Origin of the sequence: Sphingomonas faeni (assembly GCF_040407505.1) — a bacterium.
Classification (GTDB): Bacteria; Pseudomonadota; Alphaproteobacteria; order Sphingomonadales; family Sphingomonadaceae; genus Sphingomonas; species Sphingomonas faeni_E.
Map to the genome: position 1 here is coordinate 172856 of NZ_JAPZPQ010000001.1, position 15352 is coordinate 188207.

11 protein-coding genes are annotated in these 15352 nt (G+C 65.0%); 6 read left to right on the forward strand and 5 right to left on the reverse strand.

What is annotated here, in order from left to right:
- The first annotated feature begins 118 nt into the window (after window positions 1–118).
- Window positions 119–2932, forward strand: coding sequence for a TonB-dependent receptor (locus O6X71_RS00845; RefSeq protein ID WP_353464053.1), 2814 nt, complete (start codon window positions 119–121; stop codon window positions 2930–2932).
- Between the two features lie 164 nt (window positions 2933–3096).
- Here O6X71_RS00845 and O6X71_RS00850 read toward each other — a convergent pair whose 3' ends face one another.
- A complete protein-coding gene (locus tag O6X71_RS00850) occupies window positions 3097–5844 on the reverse strand; it encodes a [protein-PII] uridylyltransferase (RefSeq protein ID WP_353464054.1) in 2748 nt (915 codons plus the stop codon).
- A gap of 91 nt (window positions 5845–5935) precedes the next feature.
- Between O6X71_RS00850 and O6X71_RS00855 the strand changes: the two genes are divergently transcribed.
- Window positions 5936–7225, forward strand: coding sequence for a homoserine dehydrogenase (locus O6X71_RS00855; RefSeq protein ID WP_353464055.1), 1290 nt, complete (start codon window positions 5936–5938; stop codon window positions 7223–7225).
- 269 nt (window positions 7226–7494) lie between these two features.
- Here the strand turns inward: O6X71_RS00855 and O6X71_RS00860 are convergent, their stop codons facing one another.
- The 4 genes from O6X71_RS00860 to O6X71_RS00875 all read right to left on the reverse strand — a co-directional run bounded on the left by O6X71_RS00860 (window position 7495) and on the right by O6X71_RS00875 (window position 9805).
- On the reverse strand, window positions 7495–7923 hold the full coding sequence (locus O6X71_RS00860) for a hypothetical protein (protein ID WP_353464056.1): 429 nt from the start codon (window positions 7921–7923) through the stop codon (window positions 7495–7497).
- Window positions 7924–7933: 10 nt separating this feature from the next.
- Window positions 7934–8269, reverse strand: a complete 336-nt coding sequence (locus tag O6X71_RS00865; protein WP_353464057.1) for a hypothetical protein — start codon at window positions 8267–8269, stop codon at window positions 7934–7936.
- A 55-nt stretch (window positions 8270–8324) separates the two neighbouring features.
- Complete coding sequence (locus tag O6X71_RS00870) at window positions 8325–8756, reverse strand: CoA-binding protein (protein ID WP_353464058.1); 432 nt, start codon at window positions 8754–8756, stop codon at window positions 8325–8327.
- Between the two features lie 98 nt (window positions 8757–8854).
- The gene (locus O6X71_RS00875) at window positions 8855–9805 is read right to left on the reverse strand and encodes an Mrp/NBP35 family ATP-binding protein (protein WP_353464059.1); all 951 of its coding nucleotides are present in this window, start codon (window positions 9803–9805) and stop codon (window positions 8855–8857) included.
- A 70-nt stretch (window positions 9806–9875) separates the two neighbouring features.
- Between O6X71_RS00875 and hflK the strand changes: the two genes are divergently transcribed.
- From hflK to O6X71_RS00895, 4 genes are all read left to right on the forward strand, one after another.
- Entirely contained in the window at window positions 9876–11009 is a 1134-nt protein-coding gene (gene hflK / locus O6X71_RS00880; protein WP_353464060.1) for a protease modulator HflK, read from the forward strand.
- On the forward strand, window positions 11006–11872 hold the full coding sequence (hflC, locus tag O6X71_RS00885) for a protease modulator HflC (protein ID WP_235518904.1): 867 nt from the start codon (window positions 11006–11008) through the stop codon (window positions 11870–11872). The genes hflK and hflC overlap by 4 nt, the downstream gene beginning before the upstream one ends.
- A gap of 102 nt (window positions 11873–11974) precedes the next feature.
- The gene (locus tag O6X71_RS00890) at window positions 11975–13531 is read left to right on the forward strand and encodes a Do family serine endopeptidase (RefSeq protein ID WP_107953779.1); all 1557 of its coding nucleotides are present in this window, start codon (window positions 11975–11977) and stop codon (window positions 13529–13531) included.
- A gap of 111 nt (window positions 13532–13642) precedes the next feature.
- Window positions 13643–15286 (forward strand): helicase HerA-like domain-containing protein, encoded by a 1644-nt coding sequence (locus tag O6X71_RS00895; protein WP_353464061.1) that lies wholly within the window; start codon window positions 13643–13645, stop codon window positions 15284–15286.
- Window positions 15287–15352 lie beyond the last annotated feature (66 nt).

Genomic DNA, 15352 nt, shown 5'->3' on the forward strand with positions numbered 1-15352 from the left:
GTTATTCAAAAATAAGTTTCCGTATGCGGAAATTGCTAGACGTGAAGCCCTGTCCGCCTCTACCTAACGTCCAAACCATAAGTTCGAAAACATTCGAACACCTAGGGAGAGAATGCCGATGCGTATGATCGCATATCTGTTGTCCGCTGCAGCGACCACCGCTTTGGTCACCCCGGCATTCGCACAGGACGTACCCACTACGCAGCCCGAAGCGCAGGCAGCGACGACGACGTCAGGCACAGCCGCCGGGTCGGTCGACGCAGGGCAGGCGCCGGTTGCCGCACCGCAGGCCTATTCGGGCAACGCCAGCGACATCGTCATTACCGCGACGCGCCGCTCCGAGCGGTTGTCGAACGTGCCGATCGCTGTTTCCGCGGTCGGCTCGGCTGCGCTGGAGAATACCGGCGCGAACGACATCCGTCAGGCGACGCAGCTCGTTCCTTCGCTCTTGATCTCTTCTACCGGCAGCGAAGCGAACGCGTCGGCGCGTGTTCGCGGCATCGGTACCGTCGGTGACAATCCGGGCCTCGAAAGCTCGGTCGCGGTGTTCATCGATGGCGTTTATCGCAGCCGCACCGGCTCGGGGTTGAACGATCTTGGTGAGGTTGATCGCATCGAAGTGCTGCGTGGCCCACAGGGTACGCTATCGGGGCGCAATGCCACGGCAGGGTCGATCAACATCCTGACAAAGCTGCCATCCTACAATTTCGGCGGCTATGCCGAAGCGACCTACGGCAACTACAACAACGTCCGCATCGCTGGCGGGCTGACCGGTCCGATCATCAAGGACAAGCTGGCGTTCCGGCTTGATGGCGTTTTCGGCAAGCGCGATGGCTTTTATTACGACGTTATCAACAAGACCGATTACAACGACCGCAATCGCTATTTCGTCCGTGGCCAGCTGCTGTTCGAGCCATCGGCCGATGTCACCGTCCGCCTGATCGGCGATTACACGCATCGCGACGAGAAGTGCTGCGGCGCGGTCTATCTCAACACCCAGGAAAAGATCGATCCGACCCCAGGCGTCCCTGGTGATTTCGCGATCAACCCGGCCGGTAATCGCATCGTTCAGGTTATGCAGAGCCTTGGTGCCGTGTTCCCTAGCGCGGGCGACCCGTACAATCGCCGCATCGCCAATACGCTCGGTCGGGCTTACTCCAACGTCACGACCGATTACGGCGGCTCGGGCCAGATCGACGTCAACTTGGGCGGAGCATCGCTCACCTCGATTACGGCATACCGTGAATACAAATCGGGTGGCGCAGGCGATATCGACTACGGCAATCTCGACATCGGCTATCGTCCCGACGACGGCAACAGCTATCGCCAGTTCCACACCTTCAGCCAGGAAGTCCGCCTGAACGGCTCGCTGTTCAACGACAAACTCGATTGGCTTGTCGGCGGCTATTACTCGAAGGAGGATCTGGTCGTTGCTGACAATTTGAAGTTCGGCAAGGATTACGGTGCGTTTGCCGCTTGCCGCATCGTCGCGACGATCAACCCTGCCGCCGCACTACGCGCGCCACGCGCTGCGGGCTGCCTCAGCCCGACCGGTCGTGCCGTTCTATCTGGCTTGGTCCCGGGCACGCAGCCTGCGTTCGGTACACTGACTGGTACGGTTCTCGCCGGTATCGATCGTCTCAGCACGGTCAGCGACGTCGGCGACACGCGCTCGACCTATTATCAGGACAGCGAGAACTATGCGTTTTTCACGCACAATATCTTCAAGCTAACCGACAAGCTGTCGATCACCGGCGGACTTCGGTACACGCATGAAGCGAAGGATTTCCACGCCGATTTCAACAACAACAATACCGTCTGCCCGGTCCAGCAGGCGAATTTGAGTCCGCTGCTCGCCAGTGCCGCAGTGCCTGCCGCGGTGAAAACGCTGGTCGGCGGTATCGTCACGCTGACCTGCACCGGCAACTCGACCTCGGCACTGACCGCGGTCAAGCCGTCGAACAGCTTCAAGGAAGGCGAGTTCACCGGCACCGGCGTGATCTCGTACAAGCCGCGTACCGATACGCTGCTGTATGCGTCCTACTCGCGGGGCTACAAGGCGGGCGGCTACAACCTCGATCGGTCGGATCTGACCGCGAACGTCTTCTCGACCCCGACCGCCGCCGATGCCGCCAACCTGCGCTTCGATCCGGAAACGGTGAACGCGTATGAAGTCGGTCTGAAGTTCACGTCGAAGGACTTCACCTTCAACGTCGCGGGCTTCCGTCAGGAGTTCAAGAACTTCCAGTTGAACACCTTTAACGGCACCAACTTCATCGTCCAGAACATTAGCACCTGCGACACGAACCTGAACGGCGCGGACCGCGATGCGAGTTCGGCGACAGGGGCGTGCACCGGCAAGACCAAGTATGGCGTCGTCTCGCAGGGCTTCGAACTCGAGGCGGGTCTGTTCCCGGCGCCCAACTATTCCGTGAACCTCGGTTACACCTACACCAATACGCGCTTCCGCAACAATCTGGTCGGCAGTGAAACCGGCCAGCCGCTCGACGCTGCGCTGTTCCTGCTTTCGGGCAGCAACCTGTCGAACGCACCAAAGCACACCGTGACCGCGTCAACCGCATGGACGCCGGATATCGGATCATCGGGCCTGACCGCCTTGTTCTATGTCGATGGCCGCATGACGAGCGACTACAACACCGGCTCGGACCTGTTCCCCGAAAAGGCGCAGGACGGCTTCTTCCTGATGAACGCTCGCGTCGGTATCCGTGGGCCGCAGCAGAAGTGGGCGTTGGAAGTGTGGGCGCAGAACCTGCTCGACACGAACTACCAGCAGGTCGCGTTCAGCGCACCGTTCCAGGGTGCGGGTAGCCAGGCTCAGACCCAGGCATTCGGGTCGACCGCCAACCAGATCTTCTCCTCGTATCTGGGCGAACCACGCACCTACGGCCTGACGCTGCGCTCACGCTTCTGATCGGGGTTTAGGGTAAGAAAAAGCCGGTCCGCACTTCGCTGCGGGCCGGCTTTTGTGCGTCTCCCCACCGCCGCCATTCCCGCGGAGGGGGACCCCAACTGGCAAGCTTTACATGGATGGCCACCTGCGCGGGGATGACGAGTAGGGGGCGGTCGGCCTCGACGCTAAGCGGCCAGATCGATCTCTTCGCCTGCCGCCGCCGCCAGCAGGCGTCGCTCCAGCGTCCTCAACCGCGCGGGCTGGGTGATCCGATCGCCGGTCAGGTCGGTGACGTAGAAGGTATCCACGGCCCGCTCGCCATAGGTCGCGACGTGCGCGGAGTGGATCGTCACCTTCGACTGGAACAGCGCATTGGCGAGTTGATTCAGCAGCGCCGGCCGATCGCGCGCGTTGACCTCGACCACGGTGAACCGGTTCGACGCCTTGTTGTCGACCAGCGCATTCGGCACGATGTCGAACGCCTCCGCGCGCGTGCGGGGAAGCGGTTTCGCGACGAGGCGGTCGGCAAGCTTGCCGCGGTTGGCGAGCGCGTCCTCGATTGCGGTCTTCAAACGGGAAAGCTGCCCGGACTCGTCGAACGGCCGCCCGAACGGATCCTGCACGAGGAAGTTGTCCACGGCCATCCCGTCGCGCGTGGTATGGATGCGCGCGTCGATGATGTTGCCGCCGGCGACGTGGATCGCGCCCGCGATGCGGTAGAACAACCCGGGATGATCGGCGGCGTAGATCGTCACCAAGGTCGCCCCGCGCCCGGGATAGACATGTGCGTCGATCGCGAGTTGTGCGTCGCCCGTGGTCGCCAGGAAGCGGGCGTTGTGCGCCAGCACGTCTTCGGGTTCGGCAATCCAATAGGCTTCGGGGAGCCGGTGAACGAGCGTCGCGAACGACTCCTCGCTCCAGCCCAGCGCGTCCCGCAGATGCTGCTGCTTGGCAGCGATCCGCTCGGCGCGACCCTTTTGCTTATGCCCCAACCGCAGGACTTCCTCCGCCGATTCGTAGAGGTCGCCGAGCAACTGGCGTTTCCAGCCGTTCCACACGCCCGGCCCGACGGCGCGGATGTCGACGATCGTCAGCGTGAGCAGCAGGCGGAGCCGCTCCGGGCTCTGCACCACGTCGCAGAAATCGAGGATCGTCTTGAAGTCGCTGAGGTCGCGCTTGAACGCGGTGGCGGACATCAGAAGGTGCCAGCGCACCAGCCAGGCGACGGTCTCGGTTTCGGCGGGCGTCAGGCCGAAGCGTGGGCACAGGCGCTGCGCCACCTCCGCCCCGAGGATCGAATGGTCGCCGCCGCGGCCTTTGGCGATGTCGTGAAGCAAGACCGCAACGTACAGCGCGCGCCGCGAGACAATCTGTTCGAAGATCGCACTGGCGAGCGGGTGATCCTCCTTCAGCGTGCCGTTCTCGATCCGCGCGAGCAGGCCGATGGCGCGGATTGTGTGCTCATCGACGGTGTAGTGGTGGTACATGTCGAACTGCATCTGGGCGACGACGCGCGCGAAATCGGGCACGAACCGGCCGAACACCCCAGCCTCGTTCATCCAGCGCAGCACGAGTTCGGGATCGCGGAGCGAGGTCAGCACGTCGAGGAACAGCGCGTTCGCCGTCGGGCTGTTGCGGACGTCGTCGACCAGCTTGGCGTCGCGCGCAGCGGCGCGCATCGCCAGCGGGTGGATCTCGACGCCGTGCTTGTCGGCCAGCTGAAAGATCTCGATCAGGCGTTCGGGATCGGCTCGGAAGAAGTCGTCGCTTGGCAGTGCGAGCCGCCCGCGATCGAGCACGAAGCCGTTAAGCTTGCGCGGAGAGCGGCGGATCGTCGGCAATCCGAAGCGCCGGCCCCGCGCCGCGAACTTCTCGTCGAGATGCGCGAGGAAGACGCCGCTGAGCGTGCCGACGGTCTTCGCCTGCAGGAAATAGAACTGCATGAACCGCTCGACCTTCGACTTGCCGGGTCGGTCGGAGAACCGCATCCGGTCGGCGATCTCGCGTTGCAGGTCGAAGGTCAGCCTATCCTCGGCGCGGCCGGTGATGCTGTGCAGGTGGCAGCGCACCGCCTGGAAGAAATTGTCGGCGCGGTGGAACAGCCGGTATTCGGCCTTGGTGAACAGCCCGACCTCGACCAGTTCGGCGGCGCGCTGGACGTCGTAGATGTATTTGCCGATCCAGAACAACGCGTGGAGATCGCGCAGGCCGCCCTTGCCCTCCTTGACGTTGGGTTCGACTACGTAGCGCGTGTCGCCCATCTTGCGGTGGCGTGCGTCGCGTTCGGCGAGCTTGTCGGCGATGAAGGTGCGCGCGGTGTCGGCCTGGACCTCGGTCTTGAAGCGGTGCGACGCCTGTTCGTAGAGTTCGGTATCGCCGCACACGTAGCGCGCTTCGAGCAACGCGGTGCGGACGGTGACGTCGCTCTTGGCCTGGCGGACCATTTCGTCGAGCGAGCGGCTGGACTGGCCGAGCTTCAGCCCGAGATCCCACAGCGCGTAGAGCATCGATTCGATCACGCGCTCGGCCCAGGGCGTCTGCTTGCCGGGGGTCAGGAAGCCGATATCGACGTCCGAATGCGGCGCCATTTCCGCGCGGCCGTAACCGCCGACGGCGATCAGTGTGAGACGCTCGCCCGAGGTGGGATTGGGCAGGGGGTAGAGCCGCTGCGTCGTGAAATCGAACAGGATGCGGAGCAGCGCGTCGATCAGGTATGCCTGCGCACTCGATGCTTCCAACCCGCGGGATGGGTGTTCGACGAGGCGACGTTCGACTTCTACCCGGCCTTTCTCCAGCGCTGCCTTCAGCAGCGTGGTCGCGTCGCGGCGGAGCGCGGTCGGGTCGACGCCCTCCAACGCGGCGATGGTTTCGGCGACGGCGCGGCGATCGATGATCGTGCGACGGTTGGGGAGGTGATCGAAGCGGCCGGACATAACGCCCAGATAGGGGCGCCAGGCGCGTGCGTCATCAGGATTGCGCAAAACGTCCGCGAAACGTAACCGGACGCGCGAGTGGAGGACGAAAATGAGCGAACCATTGCGCGTGGCCCTTGCGGGTCTGGGGACAGTTGGCGGCGGGGTTATCCGATTGCTGGATGCGAACCGTGAGTTGATTGCGCGGCGGGCTGGGCGCGAGATCGAGGTCATCGCGGTTTCGGCGCGCGATCGCGGCAAGGATCGTGGCGTCGATCTGTCGCGCTTTGCGTGGGTCGACGACACGACTGCGCTGGCAAAGCAGCCGGGGGCGGATGTCGTGGTCGAGTTGATCGGGGGTTCCGATGGTCCGGCGCTGACGCTTGCGCGCAGCACGCTGGGGGCAGGGCGGAGTTTCGTCACGGCGAACAAGGCGATGATCGCGCATCACGGGCTCGAACTCGCGCAGGCAGCCGAAGGGGCAGGCGTCGCGCTAAAGTTCGAGGCGGCAGTTGCTGGCGGTATCCCGGTCATCAAGGGCCTGCGCGAGGGTGCTGCGGCGAACGAGATCGCTCGCGTCTACGGCATCCTCAACGGTACCTGCAATTTCATCCTGTCGAAGATGGAATCGGAGGGCCACGATTTTGCCGAGGTGCTGGCAGAAGCGCAGGCGCTGGGGTTTGCCGAGTCCGATCCGAGCTTCGACATCGATGGCGTCGATGCAGCGCACAAGCTGTCGATCCTGGCGGCGGTCGCGTTCGGGACGCAGCCGGCGTTCGACGACGTTGCGATCAGCGGCATCCGGCATCTGCTGGGGGCGGACATCGCCGAGGCGGCGGCTTTGGGGTATCGCGTGCGGCTGCTCGGGCTGGCGGAAGCTGGGGCGGACGGGCTGTTCCAGCGCGTCCATCCGCATCTGGTGCCGATCGATCATCCGCTGGCGCACGTCACCGGATCGCTCAACGCGGTCGTGGCGGAGGGCAATTTCGTCGGTCGCCTGTTGTTCCAGGGTGCGGGTGCGGGCGATGGTCCGACCGCGAGTGCGGTAGTGGCCGACCTGATCGACATCGCGCGCGGCGAGTTCGGCCCGCCGTTCGCGATGCCGGTCGTCTCGCTGACGGCGGCCCCCAAGGCGGACAGCGGCGAGCGGCGGGGGCGTGCGTATCTGCGCTTCACCGTGGCGGACCGGGTCGGGGTGCTGGCCGAGATCGCGGCGGCGATGCGGGACGCGGGTGTCTCGATCGAGAGCTTGATTCAGCGGGGGGCGATCGCGGATGGCAGCGTGTTGGTGGCGATCGTGACGCATGAGAGCCCGGAACGCTCAATCGCGCAGGCGTTGGAGAAGCTGCGGGGGTCGCAGAGCCTCGTTGGGCAGCCGATGTGGATGCATATTCTGGATTGAGGGTCCGCCAGTCCTCGAACACCACCACCCCGGCGAAGGCCGGGGCCCAATTGGAGAGGTCGCAGTAACGATACGCGCGCTTCGTTAGCGCCGTCCCCCAATTGGGCCCCGGCCTTCGCCGGGGTGGCGGACAGCAAAGCTACCCCCCTTGTTCTCCCGCAAAGACCGAAGTCTAGGCTGGGTCCCCGCCTTCGCGGGGAAACAAGGAAAGGGCGATCGTGCGTGCTGAAGACATGAGCCGCGCTACCTTATTCCACCAACTCATTCGCCTAGTTCACTGAGCCAACGGGGCCATCGAGATCGATCGGCACGCGGCCGCGCTTGTCGGGTTTCTTCGCCAGCGCGCTCTTGATCAGTCCGACTGCGGCCTTCGCGATCGGGGCGATTGGCGGGCCGAAGCCGACCTGGCATCCGCCCTGTCGCGCCGCACACGGTGTATCGGACAATTCCAGTGCGCGGACGGCGGTGAGGTTGGGGTTGGAGGCAACCGCGTGGTCGGACGGGCCGCGATCGTCCCGCATCGGCAGGCGGGGCGTGGTCGTCGCGGATTTGCCGCAGACGACGACCTCGTTCCCGTCCTTCGTCTGCGTCGCGCAGGGGTCGACGAGGATCGAAAAGCGCTCCGGCACTGGCGGTGCCGCAGGCGCAGCGGTGGTGGCAGACGCTTGCAGCAGCGCGGACAGGATGATGGCGAACATAGTCAGGTCCTTACGGCGCGGGCTTGCGGAACGACGTGCCGCCTTCGCCGCCTACCGTCATCGTAACGCCCGCCATCCCGCCGCCAACCTGGAACGAGCTGAGATCGGCGAGTGGCGACGTACGGTTGAGCAGGCGAGTACGTTCGTTGCGGACGCTCTCATGCTTGGGGTCGCCGGCGTCATGTATCACGAAGGGCACCCGAAATCGGTCTGCGGTGCGCATCCCGCAGACCGTGATGTCGGTCTCGTCCGCGCTCTGGATACAGGGTTGCTCGGCAGCCATGCGGGCCCTGGCGGTTGCCATCAGCGGGTCTTCGATCAGTATCGACAGCAGCATCGCGAGCATCGGCGCCTCCCGGACAGACACGCAGACTGGCCGCGATCGTCGGGGAGGGCAAGCGTCATTGCTCGATCTTGGCGACCCCGAGCCGGGGGATGTCGATCGCCGGGCAGCGGTCCATCACGACTTGCAGGCCGGCGGCTTCGGCGCGTGCCGCGGCCTTTTCGTTGACCACGCCGAGCTGCATCCAGACGGCCTTCGCACCTGCTGCAATCGCCTGATCGACCGCTTCGCCAGCAGCCGCCGACTTGCGGAAGATGTCGACGATGTCGATCGGATCGCCGAGTTGCGACAGGTCTCGGAAAACGAACTCCCCATGGACATGCTCGCCGGTGATCTGAGGGTTGACCGGGATCACGCGGTAGCCATGCGCCTGCAGTTTGGCCATCACGCCGTACGACGGGCGATCTGGGCGGTCCGAGGCGCCGATCATCGCGATCGTGCGGGCGTTTTCGAGCAAAGACTTGATGTCGACATCGGCGGTCAACGGCATCGATGCCTCCTGCGAAAAGAAACCTGGTCCGCTCGTACCGCGACTCTACGCGTCGGGTACGACCGGTAATCACACAACGTGGATCAGGCCTGCGGGTTTCACAGTTTTCCGAGCCATGCGACGACCTGAGCCGCGATCGGCATGAAAATCATATCGTTCGGGTCCGACGCCGGGGGCGTGCCCGCGTCGGATGCGGTGCGGATCGAGATCGTCAGCGGCACGCGGCCGAGGAACGGTATGCCGAGTTCGCGCGCCGCCGCCTCTGCGCCGCCATTGCCGAACGGGTCCGACGCTTCGCCGCAATGTGGGCAGATATAGCCTGCCATGTTCTCGACGAGGCCGATGATCGGGATGCCGGCCTTCTCGAACAGGTCGATCGCGCGGCGTGCGTCGATCAGCGCGAGGTCCTGCGGGGTTGAGACGATCACCGCGCCCGCCGGCCGGTATTTCTGGACCATCGTCAGCTGGACGTCGCCGGTGCCGGGGGGGAGATCGAGCACCAGCGTATCGGTCACGCCCCAATCCGCCTCGACCAACTGGCCGAGCGCGCCCGCCGCCATCGGCCCGCGCCACGCGATCGCCTTGCCGGGCTCGACGAGTTGGCCCATCGACAATAGCGGCACACCGTACGGGGTGGGGACGGGGTCGAGCACCTTGTCCTTCGCGGTCGGGCGGGTGCCCTCGACGTTCATCAACCGGGGCTGCGACGGGCCGTAGATATCCGCGTCGACCAGCCCGACGCGGCGACCCGCACGCGACATCGCGATGGCCAAGTTGGCGGCCAGCGTCGATTTGCCGACGCCGCCCTTGCCGCTGGCGACCGCGATCAGCCTCCGCGTGGACCGTTCGGCCGTTACGGCGATCCGCACTTCCGAGACACCGGGCTGGGTCGCGGCCATCCGCACGGTCGCCTCCAGCGCATCGCGCGCCTGCGGGTCGAGCCCGGTCGCATCGATGATGATGCCAGCCCGGGTTCCCTCGAGCCGGACGGTCGCCCGCTTGCCCGCCACTGCGGCAACCGCCGCCTTTACCGCTTCGATATCGATCATCGTGGCCAGATAGGACCGCAAAGGCCGCTTGGCACTGTTTTTCCGCCAGCGCACACCTATAAAGGTTGGTATGACGATCTTCTCGCGCTGGTTCCGGCGCCCCAATATCCTCGCCACCGAAACACCGAAAGGCCCCTGGGGCGGCTCGGGCGACGACGGTAACAGCGGGCCGCGCAATCCCTGGGCGCAACCTCCCGGCGGTCGCAAACCTGCGGCCAAGCCCACCGCGCTCGACGAGTTCCTGCGGAAAGCGCGCGGATCGGGCGGCGGCGGTGGTGGCACGGGTGGCTTCGGCGGCTTGCCATCGGGCGCAAACGCCCGCGCGCTCTGGGCGATCGGCGTAGCGATCATTGCGGTCGTCTGGATCCTGTTCACCTCTGTCCATCAGATCGGCCCGCAGCAACGCGGCGTCGTCACCTATTTCGGCAAATACGCCGGCACGCTTGATCCGGGCGTTCGCCTGACGATGCCCGCGCCGATCGCCGACGTGACTGTGGTCGACGTGCAGAAGATTCGCACGGACAATTTTCCTGTCGGTGACGGCGAGAATTTGACGCTGACCGGCGACCAGAACATCATCGACCTGGCGTATTCGGTCCGTTGGGACATCTCGGATCCGCGCGATTACGTGTTCCAGCTCGCCGAGCCGAACGACACTGTTCGTGCCGCTGCCGAGAGCGCCATGCGCGCGGTGGTTGCGACGACGACGCTAGACCAGGCGATAGGTACGGGGCGCACGGTGATCGAGCAGCGCGTCGCCGAACTCACGCAGCAGATCCTCAACGACTATAAGTCGGGCGTCCGCATCCAGGGCGTTGCGATCAAGCAGGCCGCTGCGCCCGCGCGGATCGTCGAAGACTTCAACGCGGTCACCGCCGCGCAACAGGAGGCGATCGCCAACCTCAACCAGTCGCGCTCCTACGCGCAGCAGGTCGTGGCGCGCGCGCAGGGTGAGGCAGCGTCGTTCGACAAGGTCTACGAGCAGTATAAGCTTGCGCCCGAAGTGACGCGTCGCCGCATGTATTACGAGACGATGGAGGCGGTACTCGCCAAGAGCGACAAGACGATCGTCGAGACGCCGGGCGGGGTGGTGCCGTATCTGCCGCTGTCGAACGCCAAGCGTTTGCCGAACCCCGAGGCTGTTCAGTCGACGCCAGCGCCGGCCGCGGCGGCGGCTGCCCCCCAGTCTGGAGCTGCCCAGTGAACGCCGTGAGTTTCCGCAACCCGATCGTCGCCGGGATCATCGCGCTGCTGCTGGTAATTCTCGCCGCATCGACCTTCGCGATCGTCCCCGAGACCAAGCAGGCAGTGATCCTGCGTTTCGGCCAGCCGATCCGCACCGTCAACGCGTGGCAGCCGAACACGCCGTTCGGCCAGACCGGCGCAGGTCTGATCGCGCGCATTCCGTTCGTCGACCGGATCGTCTGGATCGACAAGCGCGTGCAGGATCTAGAGCTGGACAACACGCTGGTGCTGTCGACCGATCAGCTACGGCTCGAGGTCGATGCCTATGCGCGTTACCGGATCGTCGATCCGCGCAAGATGCGTAACGCGGTCGGCAGCGAGGACCGGATTCCCGATCAGCTTCGTCCGATCCTTGGCTCAGCGCTGCGCAACGAACTCGGCAAGCGGCGCTTCGTCGAATTGCTGAGCCCGGAGCGTTCCGAGCTGATGGATAACATCCAGAAGGGTCTCCAGCGCGTCGCCAGCCAATACGGCGTCGAAATCGTCGATGTCCGTATCAAGCAGGCAAACCTGCCCGTCGGCCTGCCGCTCGAAAGCGCGCTCAAGCGCATGTCGAGCGCGCGCCAGCAGGAGGCGATCACGATCCGTGCCGAGGGCCAGAAGCAGGCGCAGATTGTTCGTGCGCAGGCGGATGCGGATTCGGCGAAGATCTACGCCGAAAGCTTCGGCAAGGACGCCGATTTCTACGACTTCTACCGCGCGATGCAGTCGTATCGGCACACGTTCGGTGCCGACGGTGGTCCGGCACCGGAAGGATCGACTTCGATCATTCTTTCGCCGAACAACAGCTATCTGCGGGAATTCGAGGGCCGCGGGCGTTAAACCTGCGGAACCTTTGAACGCCCGTTCATATTCAAGCATCATTCAGGACGGCATCCCTACGGGGTACCTGTTTCGATTGATGAAACGAGAGGACAACATCTAGTGCGTTACGCCTACGCCATTACCAGTGCTCTTCTCCTCGGCGGTGCGACCGCGACGCTCGCGCTCCAGCCGAGCGGCGCACAGGTCGCGCAGAACGAACCCGGTGCGATCCAGGCGGTCTCGCCGAAACCCGGCGCGCCGATGAGCTTTGCCGACATGGTCGCGCGGCTCCAGCCAGCGGTCGTCAACATCTCGACCAAGCAGACGATCGTCCAGAAGCAGCAGGCCAATCCGTTCGCGGGCACCCCGTTCGGCGACCTGTTCGGCGGCATGGGCGGCGGCGGCCAGGGCGGCGCGCCGGTGAAGCGCGAAGGCGCCTCGCTCGGCTCGGGCTTCCTGATCTCGCCGGACGGCTATGTCGTCACCAACAACCACGTGATTTCGCCTGGCGCGCAGGGCGCGACGGTCGACTCGATCACCGTGACGCTCAGCGACAAGAAGGAATATGTCGCCAAGGTCATCGGCAAGGATCAGGACTCGGATCTCGCGCTGCTCAAGATCGATGCGGCCAACCTGCCGTTCGTGAAGTTCGGCGATTCGAATGGCGCGCGCGTCGGCGACTGGGTCGTCGCGATCGGCGAGCCCTTCGGCCTCGGCGGCACCGTCACCGCGGGGATCGTTTCGGCGATCAACCGCGTGACCGGGCAGGGCGGTGCGTATGACCGCTTCATCCAGACCGATGCCTCGATCAACCAAGGCAACTCCGGCGGCCCGATGTTCGATCTCAACGGCAACGTGATCGGCGTGAATTCGCAGATCTTCAGCCAGTCGGGCGGCAACATCGGCATCGGCTTCGCGATCCCCGCGGCCGTCGCCAAGCCGATTATCGCGACGTTCATGAAGGGCGGCACGATCGAGCGCGGTTATATCGGCGTGCAATTGGGCCGTAGTGGCCCGATCGACGAGGATACGGCGGCAGCGCTCGGCATCGCCAAGAACTCAGGCGAACTGATCAATGATGTGACCGCTGGCGGTCCTTCGGCGAAGGCCGGCGTACGTGCCGGTGACGTCGTTACCAAGGTCAACGGCACGCCCGTGACCGCCGAACAGTCGCTGTCCTACCTCGTCTCGAACGTGAAGCCTGGTCAGACCGCGCGTCTCGACATCCTGCGCAACGGCAAGCCGGTGGTAGCGAACGTCGTGGTCGTACCGCGGCCTAGCGCAGACAAGTTGGCAGCTGTTGTTGGCGGCGATGCCCAAGGCTTCGGTACCGACGACGGCGATGATGGCGACGATTCCGCCACCCCCGCCGCACCGACGGCAGGAGCCGCGCTCGGGATCGGCGTCCAGCCGCTCACCCCGGCGATCGCGCAGGCGGTTGGCGTCGAGGCGGGCACGCAGGGCGTCGTGATCGCCGTAGTCGCGCAGACCAGCGATGCGTTCGGCAAGCTCAAGCGTGGCGACGTCATCATCTCGGTCAACGGGACGCCCGTCCGTACCGCGGTCGACGTCCAGAACGCGGTCAACGTCGCCAAGTCGGCCGGTCGCCCGCAGGTCCTTTTGCAGGTCAAGCGTGGACGTACCCCGGCGCAGTTCCTGCCGGTCAAGATCAAGTAATCCACGACCGACATGACTGATTGAAAAGGACCGTCGCTCACTCCAGCGGCGGTCCTTTTTCTTTGTCGCGCGTGAGGTTAGGGTCCGCACCGGATACAGAGGACGACAAGCATGAGCGACGGCATCTTCATCGGCGCGAGCGTGGACGGCAAACCGCAGACGCTGGAGCTGAAGCGCGCGAACCGCCACGGCCTGATCGCGGGCGCGACCGGCACCGGCAAGACGGTGACGTTGCAGGGGATCATCGAGGGCTTCTCCGCGAACGGCGTGCCGTGTTTCGTCGCCGACGTGAAGGGCGACCTGTCGGGCCTCGCGATGGCTGGGTCGCCGACCGCGAAGACGCACGCGACGTTCGCCGAGCGCGCCAAGGCGATCGGCGACGATAGCTGGGCCTATGCCGACAATCCCGTGCAGTTCTGGGACCTGTTCGGCGAGCAGGGCCATCCGATCCGCACCACGATCAGCGAGATGGGGCCGCTACTGCTGTCGCGGCTGATGGATCTGAACGAGGTCCAGGAAGGCGTGCTGACGATCGCCTTCCACGTCGCCGACAAGGAAGGGCTGCTGCTGATCGACCTCGACGATCTCCAGGCGATGCTGACCGAATGCGCCGGGCGTGCGGACGAGCTGACGGTGACGTACGGCAACGTCTCGAAGCAGTCGATCGGCGCGATCCAGCGGTCGCTGCTCCAGTTGCGCACGCAGGGTGCGGAGAATTTCTTCGGCGAACCGGCGCTGGAGATGAACGATTTCATCGGCGTCGATGACAAGGGGCGGGGAATCGTCAACATCCTAGCGGCGGACAAGCTCATGGCCTCGCCGAAGCTGTACGCGACGTTCCTGCTGTGGCTGATGAGCGAGCTGTTCGAGCATCTCCCCGAGATCGGCGATCCCGACAAGCCGGTGCTGTGCTTCTTCTTCGACGAGGCGCATCTGCTGTTCGACGAGGCACCGAAAGCGCTGTTGGAGAAGATCGAACAGGTCGTCCGGCTGATCCGCTCGAAGGGGGTGGGCGTCTATTTCATCACGCAGAACCCGATCGACATTCCCGACACGGTGGCAGGGCAGCTTGGCAACCGCGTCCAGCATGCGTTGCGTGCGTTCACCCCGCGCGATCAGGCGGCGGTGCGGTCGGCGGCGGAGACGTTCCGTGCGAACCCAGGCGTCGATGTTGCGACGATCATCACCGAGCTGAAGGTCGGCGAGGCGCTGGTGTCGTTGCTCCAGGCGGATGGCGCACCGACCCCGGTCGAGCGCACGCTGATCAAGCCGCCAGCGTCACGCGTCGGCCCGATCACGCCGGCCGAGCGGAAGGTGATGATCGAGACCGATGCGATCGGTGCGAAGTACGACACGCTGGTCGATCGCGAGTCGGCGGAGGAATTGCTGGCCGCCAAGACGCAGGAGGCGAGTGCCGCCGCTGCCGAGGCCAAGGCGACGACCGAGGCGGAGAAGGCTGCTGCGGCGCAGGCGAAGCTCGATGCGAAGGCGGCGAAAGAGGCGGAACGCACTCGCATCGCGGACCAGCGTGAGGCGGATCGCCAGCAACGTGAAGCCGACCGCGAGGCCGCCAATTCGCCCTGGACCAAGATGGCATCTTCGGCGACACGCGCCGCCAGCTCGTCGATCGGCCGACAGGTCGCCAACGAGTTGGGCAAGCAGGTCTTCGGCACCAAGTCGCGTCGGTCGTCGTCGGGCGGTGGCTTGGTAGGCACCGTGTTGCGCGGGGTGTTAGGCGGCCTCTTCCGGGGCTAGACTGCCTCAGCGATCAGGGGCGGGCTGCCCCCAAACGAACACCACCCCGGCGCAGGCCGGGGCCCA

What these genes read in the sequence shown, in the direction of transcription:
- O6X71_RS00845 (WP_353464053.1), top strand. Translation starts at nt 119, where the DNA reads ATGCGTATGATCGCATATCTGTTGTCCGCTGCAGCGACCACCGCTTTG.
- O6X71_RS00870 (WP_353464058.1), bottom strand. Translation starts at nt 8,756, where the DNA reads ATGCCGTTGACCGCCGATGTCGACATCAAGTCTTTGCTCGAAAACGCC.
- O6X71_RS00865 (WP_353464057.1), bottom strand. Translation starts at nt 8,269, where the DNA reads ATGCTCGCGATGCTGCTGTCGATACTGATCGAAGACCCGCTGATGGCA.
- O6X71_RS00855 (WP_353464055.1), top strand. Translation starts at nt 5,936, where the DNA reads ATGAGCGAACCATTGCGCGTGGCCCTTGCGGGTCTGGGGACAGTTGGC.
- O6X71_RS00895 (WP_353464061.1), top strand. Translation starts at nt 13,643, where the DNA reads ATGAGCGACGGCATCTTCATCGGCGCGAGCGTGGACGGCAAACCGCAG.
- O6X71_RS00875 (WP_353464059.1), bottom strand. Translation starts at nt 9,805, where the DNA reads ATGATCGATATCGAAGCGGTAAAGGCGGCGGTTGCCGCAGTGGCGGGC.
- hflK (WP_353464060.1), top strand. Translation starts at nt 9,876, where the DNA reads ATGACGATCTTCTCGCGCTGGTTCCGGCGCCCCAATATCCTCGCCACC.
- O6X71_RS00860 (WP_353464056.1), bottom strand. Translation starts at nt 7,923, where the DNA reads ATGTTCGCCATCATCCTGTCCGCGCTGCTGCAAGCGTCTGCCACCACC.
- O6X71_RS00850 (WP_353464054.1), bottom strand. Translation starts at nt 5,844, where the DNA reads ATGTCCGGCCGCTTCGATCACCTCCCCAACCGTCGCACGATCATCGAT.